This window comes from Mesorhizobium loti, from assembly GCA_014189435.1.
Classification (GTDB): Bacteria; Pseudomonadota; Alphaproteobacteria; order Rhizobiales; family Rhizobiaceae; genus Mesorhizobium; species Mesorhizobium loti_G.
Genome location: CP050293.1, coordinates 1,244,640 through 1,261,485, shown reverse-complemented (window position 1 = coordinate 1,261,485; position 16,846 = coordinate 1,244,640). Strand labels below are relative to the sequence as shown.

Annotated in this window: 15 protein-coding genes and 2 pseudogenes; 13 read left to right on the top strand and 4 right to left on the bottom strand. The window is 60.8% G+C overall.

The annotated features are described in order from the left end of the window. Nucleotides 1–168: 168 nt before the first annotated feature. The 7 genes from HB777_06130 to HB777_06100 all read left to right on the top strand — a co-directional run bounded on the left by HB777_06130 (nucleotide 169) and on the right by HB777_06100 (nucleotide 8,619). The gene (locus HB777_06130; protein ID QND63524.1) at nucleotides 169–897 is read left to right on the top strand and encodes a response regulator; all 729 of its coding nucleotides are present in this window, start codon (nucleotides 169–171) and stop codon (nucleotides 895–897) included. Beyond that, nucleotides 894–2,135: a two-component sensor histidine kinase gene (locus HB777_06125; GenBank protein ID QND63523.1), complete on the top strand. Its 1,242-nt coding sequence runs from the start codon at nucleotides 894–896 to the stop codon at nucleotides 2,133–2,135. The genes HB777_06130 and HB777_06125 overlap by 4 nt, the downstream gene beginning before the upstream one ends. A gap of 312 nt (nucleotides 2,136–2,447) precedes the next feature. Continuing rightward, nucleotides 2,448–2,825: a nuclear transport factor 2 family protein gene (locus tag HB777_06120; GenBank protein QND63522.1), complete on the top strand. Its 378-nt coding sequence runs from the start codon at nucleotides 2,448–2,450 to the stop codon at nucleotides 2,823–2,825. A gap of 677 nt (nucleotides 2,826–3,502) precedes the next feature. Continuing rightward, a complete protein-coding gene (locus HB777_06115) occupies nucleotides 3,503–4,684 on the top strand; it encodes an acyltransferase (protein ID QND63521.1) in 1,182 nt (393 codons plus the stop codon). Then, complete coding sequence (locus HB777_06110) at nucleotides 4,681–5,787, top strand: glycosyltransferase family 2 protein (GenBank protein QND63520.1); 1,107 nt, start codon at nucleotides 4,681–4,683, stop codon at nucleotides 5,785–5,787. Before HB777_06115 ends, HB777_06110 begins: the two co-directional genes overlap by 4 nt. Nucleotides 5,788–5,790: 3 nt before the next feature. Then, nucleotides 5,791–6,825 carry a glycosyltransferase gene (locus HB777_06105; protein ID QND63519.1) on the top strand — a complete coding sequence of 345 codons (1,035 nt, stop codon included), beginning with the start codon at nucleotides 5,791–5,793 and terminating at the stop codon, nucleotides 6,823–6,825. 9 nt (nucleotides 6,826–6,834) lie between these two features. After that, nucleotides 6,835–8,619, top strand: coding sequence for an ABC transporter ATP-binding protein (locus HB777_06100; protein ID QND63518.1), 1,785 nt, complete (start codon nucleotides 6,835–6,837; stop codon nucleotides 8,617–8,619). Nucleotides 8,620–8,896: 277 nt separating this feature from the next. Here the strand turns inward: HB777_06100 and HB777_06095 are convergent, their stop codons facing one another. The 4 genes and pseudogenes from HB777_06095 to minC form a co-directional block, all read right to left on the bottom strand. Next, a complete protein-coding gene (locus HB777_06095; GenBank protein QND63517.1) occupies nucleotides 8,897–10,360 on the bottom strand; it encodes a hypothetical protein in 1,464 nt (487 codons plus the stop codon). Nucleotides 10,361–10,783: 423 nt separating this feature from the next. Beyond that, on the bottom strand, nucleotides 10,784–11,056 hold the full coding sequence (gene minE / locus HB777_06090) for a cell division topological specificity factor MinE (GenBank protein QND63516.1): 273 nt from the start codon (nucleotides 11,054–11,056) through the stop codon (nucleotides 10,784–10,786). After that, nucleotides 11,053–11,838, bottom strand: a pseudogene (gene minD / locus HB777_06085) (septum site-determining protein MinD). The gene minE and the pseudogene minD overlap by 4 nt, the downstream one beginning before the upstream one ends. Nucleotides 11,839–11,968: 130 nt before the next feature. Continuing rightward, entirely contained in the window at nucleotides 11,969–12,769 is an 801-nt protein-coding gene (gene minC, locus HB777_06080) for a septum formation inhibitor MinC (GenBank protein ID QND63515.1), read from the bottom strand. A 271-nt stretch (nucleotides 12,770–13,040) separates the two neighbouring features. Between minC and HB777_06075 the strand changes: the two genes are divergently transcribed. From HB777_06075 to HB777_06050, 6 genes and pseudogenes are all read left to right on the top strand, one after another. Continuing rightward, entirely contained in the window at nucleotides 13,041–13,553 is a 513-nt protein-coding gene (locus HB777_06075; protein QND68678.1) for a transcriptional regulator, read from the top strand. 215 nt (nucleotides 13,554–13,768) lie between these two features. Then, the gene (locus HB777_06070; protein ID QND63514.1) at nucleotides 13,769–14,275 is read left to right on the top strand and encodes a hypothetical protein; all 507 of its coding nucleotides are present in this window, start codon (nucleotides 13,769–13,771) and stop codon (nucleotides 14,273–14,275) included. Nucleotides 14,276–14,709: 434 nt separating this feature from the next. Continuing rightward, a complete protein-coding gene (locus HB777_06065; GenBank protein ID QND63513.1) occupies nucleotides 14,710–15,087 on the top strand; it encodes a hypothetical protein in 378 nt (125 codons plus the stop codon). A 21-nt stretch (nucleotides 15,088–15,108) separates the two neighbouring features. Beyond that, nucleotides 15,109–15,240 (top strand): annotated as a pseudogene (locus HB777_06060) (thermonuclease family protein). A gap of 99 nt (nucleotides 15,241–15,339) precedes the next feature. Beyond that, nucleotides 15,340–15,963 (top strand): hypothetical protein, encoded by a 624-nt coding sequence (locus HB777_06055; GenBank protein QND63512.1) that lies wholly within the window; start codon nucleotides 15,340–15,342, stop codon nucleotides 15,961–15,963. A gap of 210 nt (nucleotides 15,964–16,173) precedes the next feature. Next, complete coding sequence (locus HB777_06050; GenBank protein ID QND63511.1) at nucleotides 16,174–16,830, top strand: hypothetical protein; 657 nt, start codon at nucleotides 16,174–16,176, stop codon at nucleotides 16,828–16,830. Nucleotides 16,831–16,846: the final 16 nt, after the last annotated feature.

Here is a 16,846-nt window from a genome sequence, read left to right as displayed (position 1 = left end):
CGCAAAAGGGCAATTTGTTTCCGAATGTTTCCAACGACCTGCCGGAAACATTCAGTTGCAATTTTCCATGCCGCTTGGGCGCGGCTCTCCCTATAATCGCGGCCAAGCCCCTGTAATCACGGGCCTCTATAATCACGGGGCCCTATAGTCGGGGGCAAGGGCACGATGATGCAGTCACAACCCCATATCCTCGTCGTCGACGACGACCGCGAGATCAGGACGCTTCTCCAGCGTTATCTCGACAGCCAGGGCTTTCGCGTCACGGCGGCGGCGGACCGGCGCGAATGCGAGCAGCGGCTGGGCGCGGGCCAGTTCGACCTGATCGTGCTCGACGTCATGCTGCCGGACGGCTCCGGCCTCGATATCTGCCGGGCCTTGCGTGACCGCAGGCCGCACATCCCGGTCATCCTGCTGACCGCGCTGAAGGAGGATGTCGATCGCATCATCGGCCTGGAGCTCGGCGCCGACGATTATCTCGGCAAGCCGTTCAACCCGCGCGAGCTCATCGCCCGCATCCGCGCCGTGCTCAGGCGCTCCGCACCCGAGGAGACGCCTGCGCCGCCCCGCGCCCGTATCTACCGCTTTGCCAGCTACAGGCTGGAACCGGACACCCGCAAGGTGACGGACGCGCAAGGCGTGGCCGTCGACCTCACCGGCGCCGAGTTCGACCTTTTGCAGGTGTTTCTCGACCGTCCCGGCAGGCTTTTGTCCCGCGACCAGCTTCTCGACCTGACGCAAGGCCGCGAGCGCGATCCGCTCGAACGCTCGGTCGATGTGCTGGTGAGCCGGCTGCGCCGCAAATTCAGCGATACCGGCGACGGGCCGCTGTTCAAGACGGTGCGCAATGGCGGCTACCAGCTCACCGCGCGCGTCGAAGCGGTGGAGAGCCACGCGTGAACTCGCTGCGCCGCCGTCTCATCCTGCTGCTGGTCGCCTCGATCGTCGGCGTCGTCGGCCTGGCGACGGCCGCCGTCATCAGCGTGCGCGGCGGCGGGCCGCCGCCGGAACTGACCGTGCCCTGGATTGCCCAGCAGATGGAACTGGTGGTGCGGCTGTTGCCGGGGCCGATCCCGGACGTCCTGCGGGTGCAATTCGCCGACCACCCGGCGGGCGGCAAGGTGGCTCGCGCGGAAACGGCGATGCTCAACGACATCCTGCATCGCCGTGACCTCGACTTGCAGGCTGTCGTCAGCGAGAAGGCCGACGAACCCGGCCAGATCGCATCGGTGCGTCTGCCCGACAGTCGCTGGGCGATCATGGAGGTGCCGCATCTCAAGCCGCCACGGCGCGAATGGCTGGTTCTGGCCGGCTGGATCTCGCTGATCGTCGCCGGCGCCACGGCGGTGTCGGTCTATTTCACCTCGGTGCTGATCCGACCGCTCGAGATGCTGGAGGCCGCGGTCTCCAAGATCGGATCGGATGGCGTGCTGGCGGCGGTGCCGGAAGTGGGTTCGGCCGAGGTCAAGGCGACCGCGCATGCGCTGAACCAGCTCTCGTCGCGGCTGAGGACCGCCATGGAAAGCCGCATGCGGCTGGTCGCCGCCGCCGGCCACGATCTGCGCACGCCGATGACGCGCATGCGGCTGCGCGCGGAATTCCTCGACGACGAGCGCGACAAGTGGCTTCACGACCTCGACGAGCTCGACCGCATCGCCGACAGCGCCATCCGGCTGGTGCGCGAAGAGGTGAACCAGGACGCCGTCGAACCGGTCGACCTGGAAAAGACGGTGCGCGACATCGAAGCCGAGATGGTGTCGCTCGGCCATGCCGTATCGATCGGGCACCTGGACAAGGTTTCGGTGCGCGCCGGCGCGCTCGGCCTGCGCCGCGCCCTGCGTAACCTGATCGTCAACGCCGCCACCCATGGCAAGGCGTGCAGCATCGATCTGGCCGTAGCCGGCAATCGCGCCGTGCTGACCATATCGGACCATGGGCCCGGCATTCCGCCGGAGCTCTTGAACAAGGCGTTCGAACCCTTCTTCCGCGTCGACCCCGGCCGCCTGCAATCCATCCCGGGCGCTGGTCTCGGCCTCGCCATCGCCAAGGAAATCATCGAGCGCTACGGCGGCACCGTGACGCTGGAAAACCGCCGGGGCGGCGGGCTGGAGCAGACGGTGGTGTTCGACGCGGTGTGATTTTGGCGGGGCGGCCAGCGGGGCCGTGAGGATTGATTGCCGGCGCGACAGCGCCCCAGTCTTTCCTGCGACGTTGGCGATTGGCGAAGGCCGGCGGGACGTCCGATCTCCCTCCTTATGGGGGAGATGTCCGGCAGGACAGAGGGGGGCGCGAGGGATCGCCCACCTTCGCCTGCCTTAAGCTGATCGCAAGGCGAGAGCGGATTCAGGCTGGAAATAGCGGGATCCAACAGTGCGTTGCGCCCTGTGATGGTGCATATTCCCCTAACCGGACAGGCGAGAGACGACATCCACTTGCCCGGAAGGTGGAAGATGACCGCAGAACCAATCGACTATGACGCCCTGATGCAGGCCAACCTTGCCCACGTGTTCGGCGAGCGCGATGCCGCCCGCCGGATGAGCGCCATCACAAAAATCTATGCCGACGACGCAGTGCTGTATGAACCGCATGCTGCGGCAACGGGCCATGTCGCCATCAATCAGGCGGTGGATACGCTGCTGTCGAGCCTGCCGCCAGGCTTTGTCTTCACGGCGATCGGCCCTGCCGTCGGTCACCACGGCATCGGGCGGCTGCGCTGGCAGTCCGGTCCGCCCAACGGTCCCGTAGCCGTGACCGGCACCGATGTCGCGCATTTCCAGGGCGACCTCATCCATTCCCTCTACGTTTTTCTCGATCCCGCCGGTGCCTAGTGCATGTCGTCCCAAAAGCGTGCAGCGGTTTTGGGACGACGACATGCATAACAAAAGCTCAATGCAGTCGCCCGCATATCCAAGGAGTTTCCGATGCCCAAAACCGGCCTCGAAGCCCTGCTTCGCCCCGAAGACAGAGACGAAAAACGGCGACCATGCTGCACCGCGCAAAGCCAATGGTTCCAAATCATTTCTCCGCGGAACCAGGACCGAATCCATATAGATAAAATATAGATTCCAAAACTTTTTGTGATTTAACAAAGAACCAGGCTCTCAAGCCAAGAATTATCCCCAATCAACCGAGGCGGGAATATCGGCACAACTTAAACCATAGGGTTTAAATTATCAGTAAAATCGCCAAAAATGGCGATAACCGGCCGGTTTTGTCAATTTTTAGCGGTTGCTCACACAAGTATTTCAGCCGGGTAGATTTTTTGTGTTGCGCTGCACAATGCCGTAGCCGAACGATCTCCGGGGGGACTCGTTTGCGACTGGACATACGCCGTGGAGGATTCCCCCAGGTTGACCAACTTGAGCTGTCCGTCCGTCGATTTCGGGCCCGGCCCGATCGGACGCGCAAGGCGCGGGTTTGACGATGCCGGCGCCCTGGCGGGTCTCGTCCGCCTTGGCCTGCCGCTCGAAACGGCGGGCTGGCGTAACGCCGGCGGAAGCCGCTGATGGGAAACGCCCGCGACATCCAACTGGATGCACTGAGGGCCATCGCCGTGACGATGGTGATGTACTCCCATTTCTTCGCGGCGGGGGGATCTTCCTTCTGGGGTCATATCGGCGTGCGGCTGTTCTTCGTGCTAAGCGGCTTCCTGATCACGCGCCTGCTCCTGGAAGCGCGTTCGGCCGCCGAATTCGAGACCGGCCCCGCGTTGCGATCCTTCTACATCAGGCGGGCGCTGCGGATATTCCCGCCCTATTTTGCCGTCCTGGGTTTCGTCTGGCTGGTCGATCTGGAGCAGTCCAGCGGATCGCTGCTCTGGCATGCGCTTTATCTGTCGAATTTCTGGTATGCGCTGCGCAATGACTGGAACCCTTGGGTGCTATGCCATTTCTGGAGCCTGAGCATCGAGGAGCAGTTCTATCTTGCCTGGCCTCTGGTCGTCCTTTTGGCCCCACGCCGGCGCTTCGAACAAATCTGTATTGGCGTCATCGCGCTGTCGCTGGCCTATCGCTTTTACTGGCCGCTCACCGCCAACACGGCGCTGGCGCGCGACCTGCTGCCGCCGGCATCCATGGATGCGCTGGCGACGGGCGCGCTGCTTGCCTGCTGGCGGTCCAGGGGTGCGGCCCTGCCGCAATGGATGCGGCTCTGCTGGCCTGCCTTCGCGGCCGCATTCCTTGTCATCGAGTGGTTTGTCCCGGCGCCCGCCGATCCGATGCTGGAATGGGCCCACTGGCTGGTGCGGCAAGTCCTGCCCCTGGTGCCGCTGATGGTCATCGTCGCCGCCTGTTCGAGCGGCATTGGCGGCGCCCTCGGCAAGCTTCTTGACCTGCCGCCGCTGCTTGGCCTCGGTCGCATCAGCTACGGCGTTTATCTCTATCATCCGATATTGCTGTCGCTCGCCGTCAAGTCGCAGCCCTGGATTCCACTCAATGTCTCGGAGCAAGGGCCGGGGCGGTTCCTGGTTGCGGGCGCCGCCACGATTGTCGTGGCCTCGATTTCCTGGGTGGTTTTCGAAAGGCCGCTCAACAGCCTCAAGCGCCACTTCCCCTATGTCGCGCGCGCCCGCGCCGCGCAGGCCGGCCATGGCGGCTGGCTCGCGAGGCCAGGGGACGCCTATCCCGGTGGATCGCCCGATGGCCGCACGCCGTCGCTCGACCTCCAGCGAACGGATGCAAGACGATGACCGCAGCACAGCTCGTCTCCGTCCTGCTGCCGGTCTACAATGCCGGACCCTATCTTGCCGCCGCGATGGAAAGCATCCAGCGACAGGATTACGGCCGCCTGGAAATCATCGCGATCGACGACGGGTCGACCGACAATTCGCTGGAAATCCTCGAGCGATGCCAGCAGGCCGACAGCCGCATCTCGATCATCTCGCGCGAAAACCGTGGTCTCGTCGCGACGCTCAACGAAGGGCTGGCGGTCGCCCGGGGCGAGTTGGTCGCGCGGATGGACGCCGACGACGTCGCCTATCCCTGGCGCTTGTCGCGCCAGGTGGCGTTGTTTGAGCGGCGGCCAGAGCTCGGCTTCTGCGGCGCCGGCGTCGACATGTTGATCCGCGGCCGCATTGCCAGGGGCAAGCCCGATCCGGTGTTCCAGTTCGGCCGCATCCCGATATTGGCGATGTTCTTCACGATCTTCATGCACCCGACGGTCGTCTACAACAGGAAGGTCGTCGACGACGCCGTTCTCCGCTACGACCAGACCTACAGGCACGCCGAGGATTTCGATCTTTTCAGGCGGCTGGCCGGCCGCTACCCGGCGGCTATGATGCCCGAAAACCTGGTCGTCTACCGCGTCCATCAGGCAAGCGTGACCAGCCGGCACGTCAAGGAGATGCGCAGGACGCATTTGCGGATCGTGGCCGAGAACCTCGAGCGCGAGGGCCTGGCGCAAGCCACGCGGGATCTGCGCGACATTGGCGATGCGGTCAGCCACGACACGGTTACCCGCGCGGCCAACTTCATCGTCGCGCTGGAGGAGGAGATTTGCTCGCTGCCGGCCGCGACGCGGCCGAGCTTCGAGGCCGGCGCGCTGAACCTGTTCTATTTCCTCTACCAGCTCGTAGCCGACGAAAAGCAGCCCCCGCTGACGCATGAATTGCTGACGCGGACCGCGAAGTGGAACGTCATCCGGCGCCGCGAGCAATATGCGCTGCGGCCCGGCGCCTGGGCGCCCTGGCTCAGCCTCGCCTCGCTGTCGGCCAGCAGGCAAGCGGACGCCATGGCATACTTCTTCAAATCCGCGCCCGCCGCGGCGGTTCTGGCACCTTATCAGGCGGGCTGAAGGATGATCGTCAAAGCCCACCACCCTCTGCAGCGCGATCATTCGACGGCGCTTGGCCCTGCCCCGGCTGGTCCCCGCCCGGAACGATCGGCGCCGGAAGTCAGCTTCATCATCTGCACGCGCAACCGCGTCGCCGTGCTCGATGCCTGCATCAAGTCGGTGCAGGCCGCGTGCCGCGCACATGCCGGCTTCGCGGCCGAACTCGTGGTCGTCGACAACGGTTCGAGCGACCGCACGGCCGAACGCCTGGCCAGCATCGCCGCCATGTCGGACATTCCATTCACGCCCGTTTGCGAGCCGCGCCCCGGATTGGCGGCTGCCCGCAACGCCGGGCTGAGGCGCGCGCGCGGCCGTGTGCTGGTCTTCGTCGACGATGATTGCGCGGTCCATTGCGACTATTTGCGCGATCTGGAGCGACACTATGCGTCCGGGGAACGATGGCTGATCCGTGGAGGCCGTGTCGAGCTTGGCGATCCCAGGGATTTGCCGTTCACCATCAAGCGCTCGCGGGTGCGCGAGCGGCTGACGCCGGATGTCCATCCCGGCGGTTTCGTGCTGGGCTGCAACATGACCATGCACCGCGATGTCGCGGCCCGCATCGGCTATTTCGACGAACGCTTCGGCGCCGGCGGACCATTGCGATCGGCCGAGGATACCGATTACCTCGTGCGGGCGATGCTGCTCGGTATCCCGGTCGAGTATGTGCCTGACATGACGATATTCCACCATCACGGCCGGCGGGATCGCAAAGCCATCGAAAAACTCCACCGCGACTACAGCCTGGGCAATGGTGGGCTCTGCCTGAAGCATGTTCGCCATGCGCCGTGGCTGCTTCGCCATTTCTACTGGGCCACAAGAGGGGCTTTCCGGGAATTGGCGAGGGGGCCTGCGTTCGACCGTGAACTCAACCTGTCGCACTGGCCGATCGTCGCCATGAATTTGCTCGGCGCGGCCAGGTTCGCGGTTCTCCTGCTGGCGAGACGGCCGCAAGCCGAGCCGGTGCGGCAAGATCAACAAGCCAATGCCCAGGCGAGGTGAAACGCTATAATGCCATTGCTACCGCCTAGCCTGCCGATGCTGTTCCGGGCGTTCGGAAAGCGGCAACTGCGCCTGCTTCCGGCCGTGGTGGTCCTTGGCTTGGTCAGCGCCGTCCTCGAAGGATTCGGCATCGGCCTGATCATCCCGTTGCTGGGCATCATCATGGGACACGGCGATGCGGCGGGAATGGCCGGTTTCTCCGCTGTCCTCCAGCATGTCGGATCGGGCTTGAGCGAGCGCGACCGGCTTGTCGCCATTTCAGCCGCCATCCTCGGCTCGATCATCTTGAAGAACGTCTTCGCCTTCGCCAACACGCTGCTGACGACCTTCATCTCCGGCAAGGCAAGCCATTCGATCCGCAGCGCCTTGTCGGAGCAGCTGTTGCGGGTCGGCTACCCGTTCTTCCTGCGGCAGAGTCCGGGACGCCTGCTCAACATCATCTCCAACGAATCCTGGCGGGCCTCCGATGCGATCCAGATCATGCTGTCGGCCGTCGTCAGCGCATCGGCCGCCATCATCCTCCTGGCTTTCCTGCTGCTGCTTTCGTGGCGCATGACGCTGCTGGTCACGCTCGGACTGGCGCTCGTCCAGATCGCGCATGCCATCCTCTCGGCCAATCTGAAGGAGCCCAGCCGCAGCGTCGCTTCGCGCAACGGCCACCTCGCCTCACAGATGCTCCACCTTGTGCATGCCGGACGGCTGATCCGCATCTTCGGACAGGAGACCCGCGAAAAGGCGATATTCGACACGGCGTCCGACGCGGTTCGCCGCGCCTCTTTCGTCCTGCTCGTGCGCCAGGGAGCGCTGCCGCCGCTGACGGAAGTTCTCCACGCCATGCTGTTCCTGGCGGTGGTGATCGGCGCCTGGCTGGCGCAGGTGAGTTTCCCGCTGATCATCGCCTTCGTCATACTGCTCTACAGGCTGCAGCCGCATATGCGGGCCCTGCAAGGGTCGTGGAGCCAGCTGCAAGGCCTGAGCGGATCGCTCGAAGAGGTGACATGGCTGCTGGATCCCACAGGCAAGCCGCAACCGCCGCGAGGCGACGGGCCGTTCCATGGTCTGCGCCAGGGCATCAGGTTCGACGATGTGACGTTCACCTATTCCGGCACCGACCGGCGTGAAGTGGTGCTGCACGCGGCGACGTTCGACATCGGCAGCGGCCGCTCGACGGCGCTGATCGGCCGCTCGGGCGCCGGCAAGACGACGATCGTCAATCTCCTGTGCCGCTTTGTGGAACCGGACACCGGCAGGATCCTCGTCGACGGATCACCGCTCGACCGGATCGATGCCAGCCAGTGGCGAGCCCACATCGCGCTGGCCAGCCAGGAGCTGGAACTGGTCGATGGCACCATTTTTGAAAACATAACCTACGGCCAGGACGCGGCGACAGCCGGCGACGCCGAGGGCGCCGCAAGACTGGCCGAAGCGCATGAATTCATCGAACGGCTGCCTCAGGGTTACGAGACGCTGGTTGGCTACAGGGGCGTCAATCTGTCAGCGGGACAGAGGCAGCGGATCGCATTGGCGAGAGCCCTGGTGCGCGATCCCGATCTCCTCATCCTGGACGAAGCCACCAATGCTGTGGACGGGCTGTCGGAAGCGGCCATCGTCGAGACCCTGAAGTCGAGAGCCGGCCGCCGCACGACCATCGTCATCAGCCACCATCACAGCACCATCTCGTTCTGCGACGACGTGGTGATCCTCAGCGGCGGCCGCGTGAAAAAGCAGGCGCCGTTCGGCGCCCTGGCCTCGCTCTCCATGGACGAGCTTTACCAGCACGAGCCGCTCGACTGACAAGGGTCCCAGGTCGGCACGCGATCGCTTCCCGTAAGCGTTCGTGGCTTGCCGGCCGGCGGACCGCGGCATGGTTCGAATCAGAAGGCCGGGGAATTGCCGCTGGCATCTTCCGTGATCGCACCAATGCCATGCAGCGCCCAGGCTCGCTACCTTGCCTCTCGCGGCGGACCTGTCGATCCGCCTTGGCCGGTGCCCATTGGCTTACTCTCCGGATGCGGTGCCGGCCTCCCTCGCGGGTTCTCCGCGACGACGTGGTGAAGCAGGACCTTTCGGCCTACGTCGCCGCGCGGAGGTTCCTGCGGATGCGCCGCCTGCCCGTTGCCCGTGCCTTCTCAGCCACCACGCCGGCAATCTCGACCACGCCGCTCTCGCGCGATCTGCCGCTGGTGGCCTTGTGCAGCCGCTCGTAGGGCAGCAATTCCTTGACCCGGGCATTGAGTGACACGATTTCGGCCCTGAGGTCGTCGCATTCCTGCCTCTGGACATCGAGCTGTATCTGTTCCGATGCCTGTTGCAGCGTGAGCTGTGAAAGATCGGCGTTCAACCTGGAAAGGCTCATCTTGTCGTTTTCGTTCTCATGGGTGAGAGCGGACAATCTTTCCTCGGCGATTTTCTTTTCGGCCAGCGTGTCGTTCAATTCGGTCTTGAGCCTGGCGATTTCGCCGACGGCCCCGCTGTTCTCGTTCGCGGCCTGCTCCAGTCGCGCTTGCAGGTCCTCGATCTCCGAACGCAACCCGTGCATTTCCGCCTGGCTGCGAGCCAGCTCGGCTTCCCTGTCGCCTTCCATCATGCGGGCCGCTTCGGTTGTTTCCGACAGCTTCGCCTGTGCGGCCTCAAGCGACTTCTGCAGCCGCGTCTCCTCTTTCTCGCTCTTGCCGAGCGCGGCCAGCAGTTCGGCAAGCCGCGCCGCTTCGCTGGCGTGGATCGTCGAGAGCTCGTCGAGCCTGTGGCGCGCCTGGGATTCCCGCTTCAGCGCCTTGTCGAGATCGATCGACAGGCTGACATGCTTTTCGCGCAGCATATTGCTCTCGCGCAAGCGCCTGCTGGCCTCGACCGTTCTGGCCGTCAGCCGCTTGGCGATGTCGCCGAACTCCGCGTCGCGTTTTGCGCTCGCATTGGCTGTCTCCACGAGTTCCAGCCTGACCGCGGCAAGTGCTGCACGAAGCGCCTCCCTGTCCTGAACCAGGCTTGTCTCGCGCTGTTGCAGCGCTTCGAAAGCGCCTTCACGCTCGCGCAGCTTTCTCACCGCGTCGTGCAGCTTTTCCGACAGCGTTCTTTGTTCCGCGCCGAGGCCCGCATTGGCAAGCTCCAGCTCGTTGGCGCGAAGAATGTCGTTGTGCAGGATGTTGAGGAATTCGCGCGTCAGATGGTGTGAGGTCGCGATCTCCGACAGCTTGCCGTTGATCTCGTCCAGATAATCCCTGGCGTCGTGGAAGAGCCCTTCGAAGGCACTCAGCGCAGCCAGCCGGGTCTGGGTATGGGGCGTCAGCCGTGGCGCGGTTTCGGGATTGCCCGGATCGTCGGCATCATCCGTATTGTCCGCACTGTCCGAATTTGCCGCGTTCGCCTCGGGCGGCGTCTCGTCCGGTCCCTGATCCGGGGCATCCGCGACAGTGTCGCTCTTTGGCGGCACCTCGGCGCCGAAATCCGATACCAGCGCATCCGCCAGATCGGTCTGCAGTTCCTCGAATGCTTTGTCTACGTCTTCAGCACGCTTGATTAAGCCCTTGAAGTTCATGCCCGAACTCCTTTTACACATACCCCAATTTGGTACTTAATGAATTGCTAACATAACCTTACATCCGCTGACCTCGCAGGGGAAGCCCCCGTTGGCGCGAAGGTGGGACATTTGGGGGGTTGGATGCTGCGAGGAGCGCGATGTGAGGGGTGCGAAACTGGTACTGCCGACGGGACAGCGCCCCCCTCTGTCCTGCCGGACATCTCCCCCACACGGGGGAGATCGGATGTCACGCGGGCTTTCGCCAATCGCCAACGTTGCAAGAGGAGTTGGGGGGCCGGGGCTGCCAATCTCCCCCCTCGTGGGGGTGGAGGAATGGTCCGCGAAGCGGGTGGAAAGCCAATTGCTTGGCTTTCCAAATGACGAACGTCCGGCAGGACAGAGGGGGGCGCGAAGGATCGCGACCTTCCCCAGCCTTAGATCCTAGCCCGCCATCGCCAGCGGCACGGCGCTCTTGTTGGGGATCTGGATGTCGATTTCCAGCGTCGACATGGTCTCGCCGCGGTCCATCGAGACCTGGAGATAGTCCTGGTCGATCTGCACATGCTTGGCGATGACGGCCATGATCTCCTCGCGCAGGATGGAGACGAGGTCTGGCTGGCTGCGGTTGCGGCGCTCATAGGCGAGCAGCACTTGCAGCCGCTCGCGCGCCACCGGCGCGCTGGAGCGCCGCTTGAAGATGTCGAGCAGGTTCATGCCGCCCTCCTTCCCAGCAGACGATCGAGGAAGCCCTTGCGTTCGAAGGGCACGATGACGGGCAATTCCTCGCCTTCGAGCCGCCTGGCGGCGTCGAGATAGGCGCGCGCGGCAGCGTTGAGCGGCTCCGACAGCGTCACCGGCGAACCGAGGTTGGAGGCCCTGAGCACATCCTGGCTCTCGGGGATGATGCCGAGCAGCGGCACCGACAGGATTTCCAGCACGTCGTCGATGGACAGCATTTCGCCGCGCGCCGCGCGCGCCGCGTCATAGCGCGTGACCAGCACGTGCTTGGCGATATGCTCGCCCTGCTCGGCCTTCATGGTGCGGGCGTCAAGCAGGCCGATGATGCGATCGGAATCGCGCACGGACGACACTTCCGGATTGGTGACGATGACCGCCTCGTCGGCAAAGCGCATGGCGAGCTGCGCGCCGCGCTCGATGCCGGCCGGGCTGTCGCAGAACACGTAGTCGAACACCGAGCGCAGCTTGTCGATGACTTCGCCGACGCCGTCTTCGGTCAGCGCATCCTTGTCGCGCGTCTGCGAGGCCGGCAGCAGGAACAGCGTCTCCACCCGCTTGTCGCGGATCAGCGCCTGCGAAAGCTTGGCCGAGCCCTGGATGACGTTGACGAGATCGAACACCACGCGCCGCTCGGCGCCCATGATCAGGTCGAGGTTGCGCAGGCCGACGTCAAAGTCGACCAAGGCCACCTTCTTGCCGGTCTTGGCGACCGCGGCCCCTAGGGCCGCCGTCGAGGTCGTCTTGCCGACGCCCCCCCTTGCCCGAGGTGACCACCACTACCTTGCCCATTGAAAGCCTCCGTTGTTGTTCATTTGTTGTTCTTGGCCAGGCGGCAAAGCCGCCCCATCGTGTTCTTGGTCGAGCGGCAAAGCCGCCCGATATCGAATGTCAGCTCAGCGTCGAAACCCGTAAGCTCTCGCCATCGAGAAACGCCTGCACCGGCTTACCGCGCGAAACACCTTCCATCTCCTCGGCGGTGACGTACCAGCCGTCGACCGCCAAAAGCTCGGCCTCGTTCTTGCGGCAGAAGATGCGCGCACCCTTGTTGCCCAGCGCACCCGCCGAAGCGCGCCCGCGCAGCGTGCCGTAGACATGGATGGAGCCCGCCGCGATGATCTCCGAGCCGGACGCGACCGAGCCGAGCACGATGACATCGCCGTGCGGATGCACGATCGCCTGGCCGGAGCGGATCGGCGCCTTGATCATCAGCGTGCCGGATGCTTCGGGCGCAACCTGCGGCTCGCTATCGCCCGCCTTGCTTGCGTCAGCCTTGCCGCCCTTGTCCGGGCCGGCTTCAGGCGCCCTGCCCTCGGCCTTGCCTTCCGATGTGCCGGAATCCCGCGCCTTGCGGCCGGGCAGCAGACCGTCCGTCGTCGCCTCCTTGGCGCCGACCAGCACCGGCGGCAATTCGGGGCCGAGCACAGCCCCTTCGAGCTCGATGGCATAGATGCGAATGCCGCGCGTACCAAGCTCCGCCACCAGCGCCGCGATCTCATCCGCCCCGGGCTTCAGCGCGTTCAGATCCAGCAGCACCGGCCGCCCGGAAAAATAGCCCGGCGAGTTGCCGATCCAATGATCCAGCCCCTCCAGCCAGGCCGCCAAAGGATCTTCCGGAGTCAATGTAAAAGCGACGAAGGAGCGGGCGCGAAAACGAATGGATTTGGCCTCGAGGGGAGCGGCAAAAGTCACGGCTGGCGAATCCTTACTGAGAGGTAAACGCTAGCGAGGGAATGGTTAACGAATGGTTAATGCGAGGGGTGAGAGAGCACTGAGATGGCGGTTCCTGACGCTTCAACGGGAGTTTCCGCTGCCGTGATCGCTGGCGTGCGCTGGAGCGGACGCTCTCTCCGCCAGTCAATCCCTGAAATCTCTTATTTCCAAGGTATTTGGCAGTTTCAGGTTAGAAGGGTGCTAACCATTTAGCTAACCACTCAGGGGCGGCAGCATGCCACGGGACACCATGCCAATTGATGAACTGCTGAAATCGCATCCTCATCTGAAAGAGTTTTTGCCCTTCCTCGATACGCACAATGCCGAAAGTCCAAGAGGCGCGGTGATGGTCGCGTGTGCATTTCTGGATGAACAATTGCGGGGCATCATCGACGCATATTTGATTGAAAATTCCGACAAGGCCCTTCTGCTGGACGGCTTCAATGCGCCGCTCGGGTCGTTCTCTGCACGGATCAAAGCTGCGCATTGCCTAGGTCTGATTTCGGACGTGGAAAGAGACGATTGCGATACGTTGCGCAAAGTTCGCAACGAATTTGCGCATGGCCATCGTGTCACCTTCGATGATCAGAAGGTGGTAGACCTGTGCAACAATCTGCACCACTCAGCCAAGCCGTATGGCGATGTTGAAGTGAGTGTGTTTGGCCTGTTCTCGTCCGCAGCGGTCGGGCTTGCATTGGCGTTACTCAACCGCGCCCACTATGTTGGCGTTGAGCGTTTGACCAAACGGACGTGGCGGCGCTGATCGTCCATTTCAGCGATTTATTGAAAGTGCGTATGCTGCGGTCAAAGTGAGTCTCGTCATTACATTCAACGTTGAGGGGCAGCGCAAACGACATGGACCTTTCATTCATCCAATCACCGTACGCAAATCTTGCGTTGGCGATCATAACGGTTTTCTCAGTGATTTTTGCTTTCTATTCACATCGCGTCAATCACAAGTTCCATAGTTTGTCCTATATGATCACTGGTTATGAAGCGTTTAAACAATCAAATTTATTCGGATTTGCGGATATTACCCATAAAATAGGCGATAACGACGTTGACAGCGTTTTTTATTCGTTGTTGCTTATACAAAATCGTGGAACAATCGCTATACACCCATCAGACTTGAATGATGGCGGTGATATATACTTGCGTCTTTCAGATAGGATTTCGAAAGATACAAAACCGTTTCTTTTAACAAAGGTAGTGGAGATCGACGACCCTTCAGCCAATATCTCAATCGAGAATAATCAAGTATTGATGAACGATCATCAAGCGCTAAAGTTGAAATTCGACTATCTGCCTCCGAAAAGCGGTATATTAATAGAGTGCTTGTCAAATATTAATCCTAAAGAGTTTTTCATAAAAACAAAAACAAAAGACCACGGTTCTATTACTAAGGCATATCCTGACATACGAAAGTTTTTATTGATCGCATTGGCTTCATTTATCTCATTTCTTTATATTTTTTTAAAACACTAAATTACTCTGGTGATACCATGGAAAAGTTTTTGGTTTCCAAAGATTTCATATTCTGGCTAGTCCTGCCGATGGCGATATTTATGGTTGTAGTAGTTGTCTCTGGTGCAATTATTTATCAAATTTCCCGCAGAATATTGTATTATACGTCGCGTCCGACAAGTATTGCATTTTATAAGTGGTGGCTCACGTCTGCTCGTACCCGCAGCACCATCTTTGGATAGGAGAGATAAATACTAAAATGCTGGCAGGCGGAGAACCGCTCCGCCGCAATCGTTGAATTCTAGGCGCTTTCCAGAGCGACTAACCTTTCTCGCCAACCACTCTGCCAAATTCGGCAAAGCAACGCTCAGTTCCTTCCGCAATCCGTCCGACGGCGGATTCGACAACAATATGCAGAGGGCGCATTATCGTTCTCGGGGTTGGGGAATGCCTCCATGCATTTGCGTTTGTATTTTGCTGCAGCGACTGTGGGCGGCGTGGTTGCGGCCACAACAAGTGGTCCAGCTAATGCTGAAGGCAATTCGATACAGCAGTTGTTCGAAATGGCCGATCAGCTTTGTTTGCACAGGCACCAAAACACGAGCAGTGAAGCATACAAGCAATGTCAGGCGAAGCAGTCGATTGCCATTGCACGGCTTATCCAGGGCATGACGGCACTGTCCGATCAGTCTTCTTTTGAAGATCTCTATAAAAGATGCCTGATGAACGGCCCGGATATGGCCGCTGGCCTCGCCGATTTTGACGACGGCCTGAACTGTGTCGTTGCACAAGACCCAGCTACTCGAAAAGTGTTCTTCAGTGACGAGCAATAGCGAAATCGAGTTTGAGCGGACGGCGAGCGCATCTATCATCTGCCTGGACAGAAGTTTTACAGCGCCACCAAAATCACCGAAGCCAAAGGCGAAAGATGGTTCTGCACGGAAGCGGAAGCACTCGCCGCCGGTTGGCGACGATCGAAACGTTAGTCGGTTGGCGGAAGCATGTTCCGTCCGTTTCGCTGGCTTTCATGCGCTTTCGACACGACTGGCCATTTCGACCGACCAGCGCACCCATAGGTTCCAGCCATGTCATTCCAAAAGCGCCTCCTAAAGATTGAACAAATCGAGGATGAGATTCTGCGCAGAGCCTCAAGGTTGATGCAGGAGGGCGGAAACATCTATGTCTCAGACTTATTTGTGCTGGGCGCCGTCAAGCGTGTCCTAGCACTTGCGTCCGGATTCAGAACGTTGATGGCAGAACGAAATTTCACGTGCTGCGCAGGATTATTGCGCATGCAGATCGACACGGCAGCCAGAGTGAACGCGTTGAAGTTCGTGGATAGTATGGACGCCCTCTGTCAAGCCGTCTTGTCGGGCAAAAGATTCGACAAGCAGAAGGATCGCGATGGTCAATTCTTAAGAGACAACGCACTTATTTCGAAACTAGCCGCTGACTTTCCGTGGGTTGGAGATGTTTACAAGGAAACGTCGGGATTTGTGCATTTGTCAGAGCGGCATATGTTTACATCGATGGTGAACAGTGATGATACAAGCAGAAAAATTCAATTTTTCATTGGTGCAAAAGAACCGGAACGTCCGGACGAGGCGTATTTCGAGATATTGGATTGTTTTTTCGAAGCTACCGAAATGACCGGCAGCATCATACTGGGGTACGTTGAATACCGGAGCAAAATGGATGCCCAAGCTTAGAGTAACCAGTCGCCGATTATCTAAACTATGACAAGATTAACCGCAACTGAGAAGCTAATCGATCAACAACCTGGCTGCACGTATTGCGGAGGCGTGTCACCATCGGTTACGCGCGATCACGCACCACCAATCACTATTTTCAGCCTCCGAGATCGGCCAAAGGGATTAGAGTTTGGTGTTTGCGACGCATGTCATGAAGGCACGCGCAAGATGGATTTAATCGCTAGCGTCGCCAGCCGCTTTCAACTGGATCGAAGCAGCGAAGCTGACAAGGATGAACTCGGCAACCTAGTTCGCTCATTTTCGCAAAACTTTCCAAACTTGGCTGCCGAATTCGGAGATTACCAACCCATTGTAAAGGGCGGAAGGACGGTCGCATTCGCGGTCGATATACGCGACGCCCACATAAACACAGTCATGGAAGCATTTGCCGCTCGGATGGCGCTGGCGCTTTATCGCGAGATCGCTGGCTGTGCTTTGAGCTCTGATGGAGCCATAGCAATCAGATGGTTCTCAAACGCTGATGCAATGCTTGGCAACATTCCGCAAGACTTCCTAGACTTTCTCGGCCAGCCTGAAACGCTGAAAGCGGGCGAAAAGGAGATGTCGAGCCAGTTCACCTACCAGTATCGTGCATTGCCGGAGAACGAAGCGATGGTGCTCTTTGTGACATTCCGGACGTCCTTCGCGTTCGCGGCTTTCGTTTCAGTCGATGAGAAACTTATTGAGAAAGCGCCAAAACAAAAAATGTTCAAACCGGGCTTCCTCAAAGGTTGGTCGCCGCCGGAGGGACGTGGGCCGTCTGTCAGGCTACTTCGACGTGCCGCGCGCGATGCTATGTTGAATTGGAAGCAGGGAACGACCTAAAGCCGAAACATTCAGC

What these genes read in the sequence shown, in the direction of transcription:
- HB777_06050 (QND63511.1), top strand. Translation starts at nt 16,174, where the DNA reads ATGGATTTAATCGCTAGCGTCGCCAGCCGCTTTCAACTGGATCGAAGC.
- HB777_06110 (QND63520.1), top strand. Translation starts at nt 4,681, where the DNA reads ATGACCGCAGCACAGCTCGTCTCCGTCCTGCTGCCGGTCTACAATGCC.
- HB777_06075 (QND68678.1), top strand. Translation starts at nt 13,041, where the DNA reads ATGCCAATTGATGAACTGCTGAAATCGCATCCTCATCTGAAAGAGTTT.
- HB777_06115 (QND63521.1), top strand. Translation starts at nt 3,503, where the DNA reads ATGGGAAACGCCCGCGACATCCAACTGGATGCACTGAGGGCCATCGCC.
- HB777_06065 (QND63513.1), top strand. Translation starts at nt 14,710, where the DNA reads ATGCATTTGCGTTTGTATTTTGCTGCAGCGACTGTGGGCGGCGTGGTT.
- HB777_06070 (QND63514.1), top strand. Translation starts at nt 13,769, where the DNA reads ATGATCACTGGTTATGAAGCGTTTAAACAATCAAATTTATTCGGATTT.
- HB777_06130 (QND63524.1), top strand. Translation starts at nt 169, where the DNA reads ATGCAGTCACAACCCCATATCCTCGTCGTCGACGACGACCGCGAGATC.
- HB777_06095 (QND63517.1), bottom strand. Translation starts at nt 10,360, where the DNA reads ATGAACTTCAAGGGCTTAATCAAGCGTGCTGAAGACGTAGACAAAGCA.
- HB777_06100 (QND63518.1), top strand. Translation starts at nt 6,835, where the DNA reads ATGCCATTGCTACCGCCTAGCCTGCCGATGCTGTTCCGGGCGTTCGGA.
- HB777_06105 (QND63519.1), top strand. Translation starts at nt 5,791, where the DNA reads ATGATCGTCAAAGCCCACCACCCTCTGCAGCGCGATCATTCGACGGCG.
- minE (QND63516.1), bottom strand. Translation starts at nt 11,056, where the DNA reads ATGAACCTGCTCGACATCTTCAAGCGGCGCTCCAGCGCGCCGGTGGCG.
- HB777_06120 (QND63522.1), top strand. Translation starts at nt 2,448, where the DNA reads ATGACCGCAGAACCAATCGACTATGACGCCCTGATGCAGGCCAACCTT.
- HB777_06055 (QND63512.1), top strand. Translation starts at nt 15,340, where the DNA reads ATGTCATTCCAAAAGCGCCTCCTAAAGATTGAACAAATCGAGGATGAG.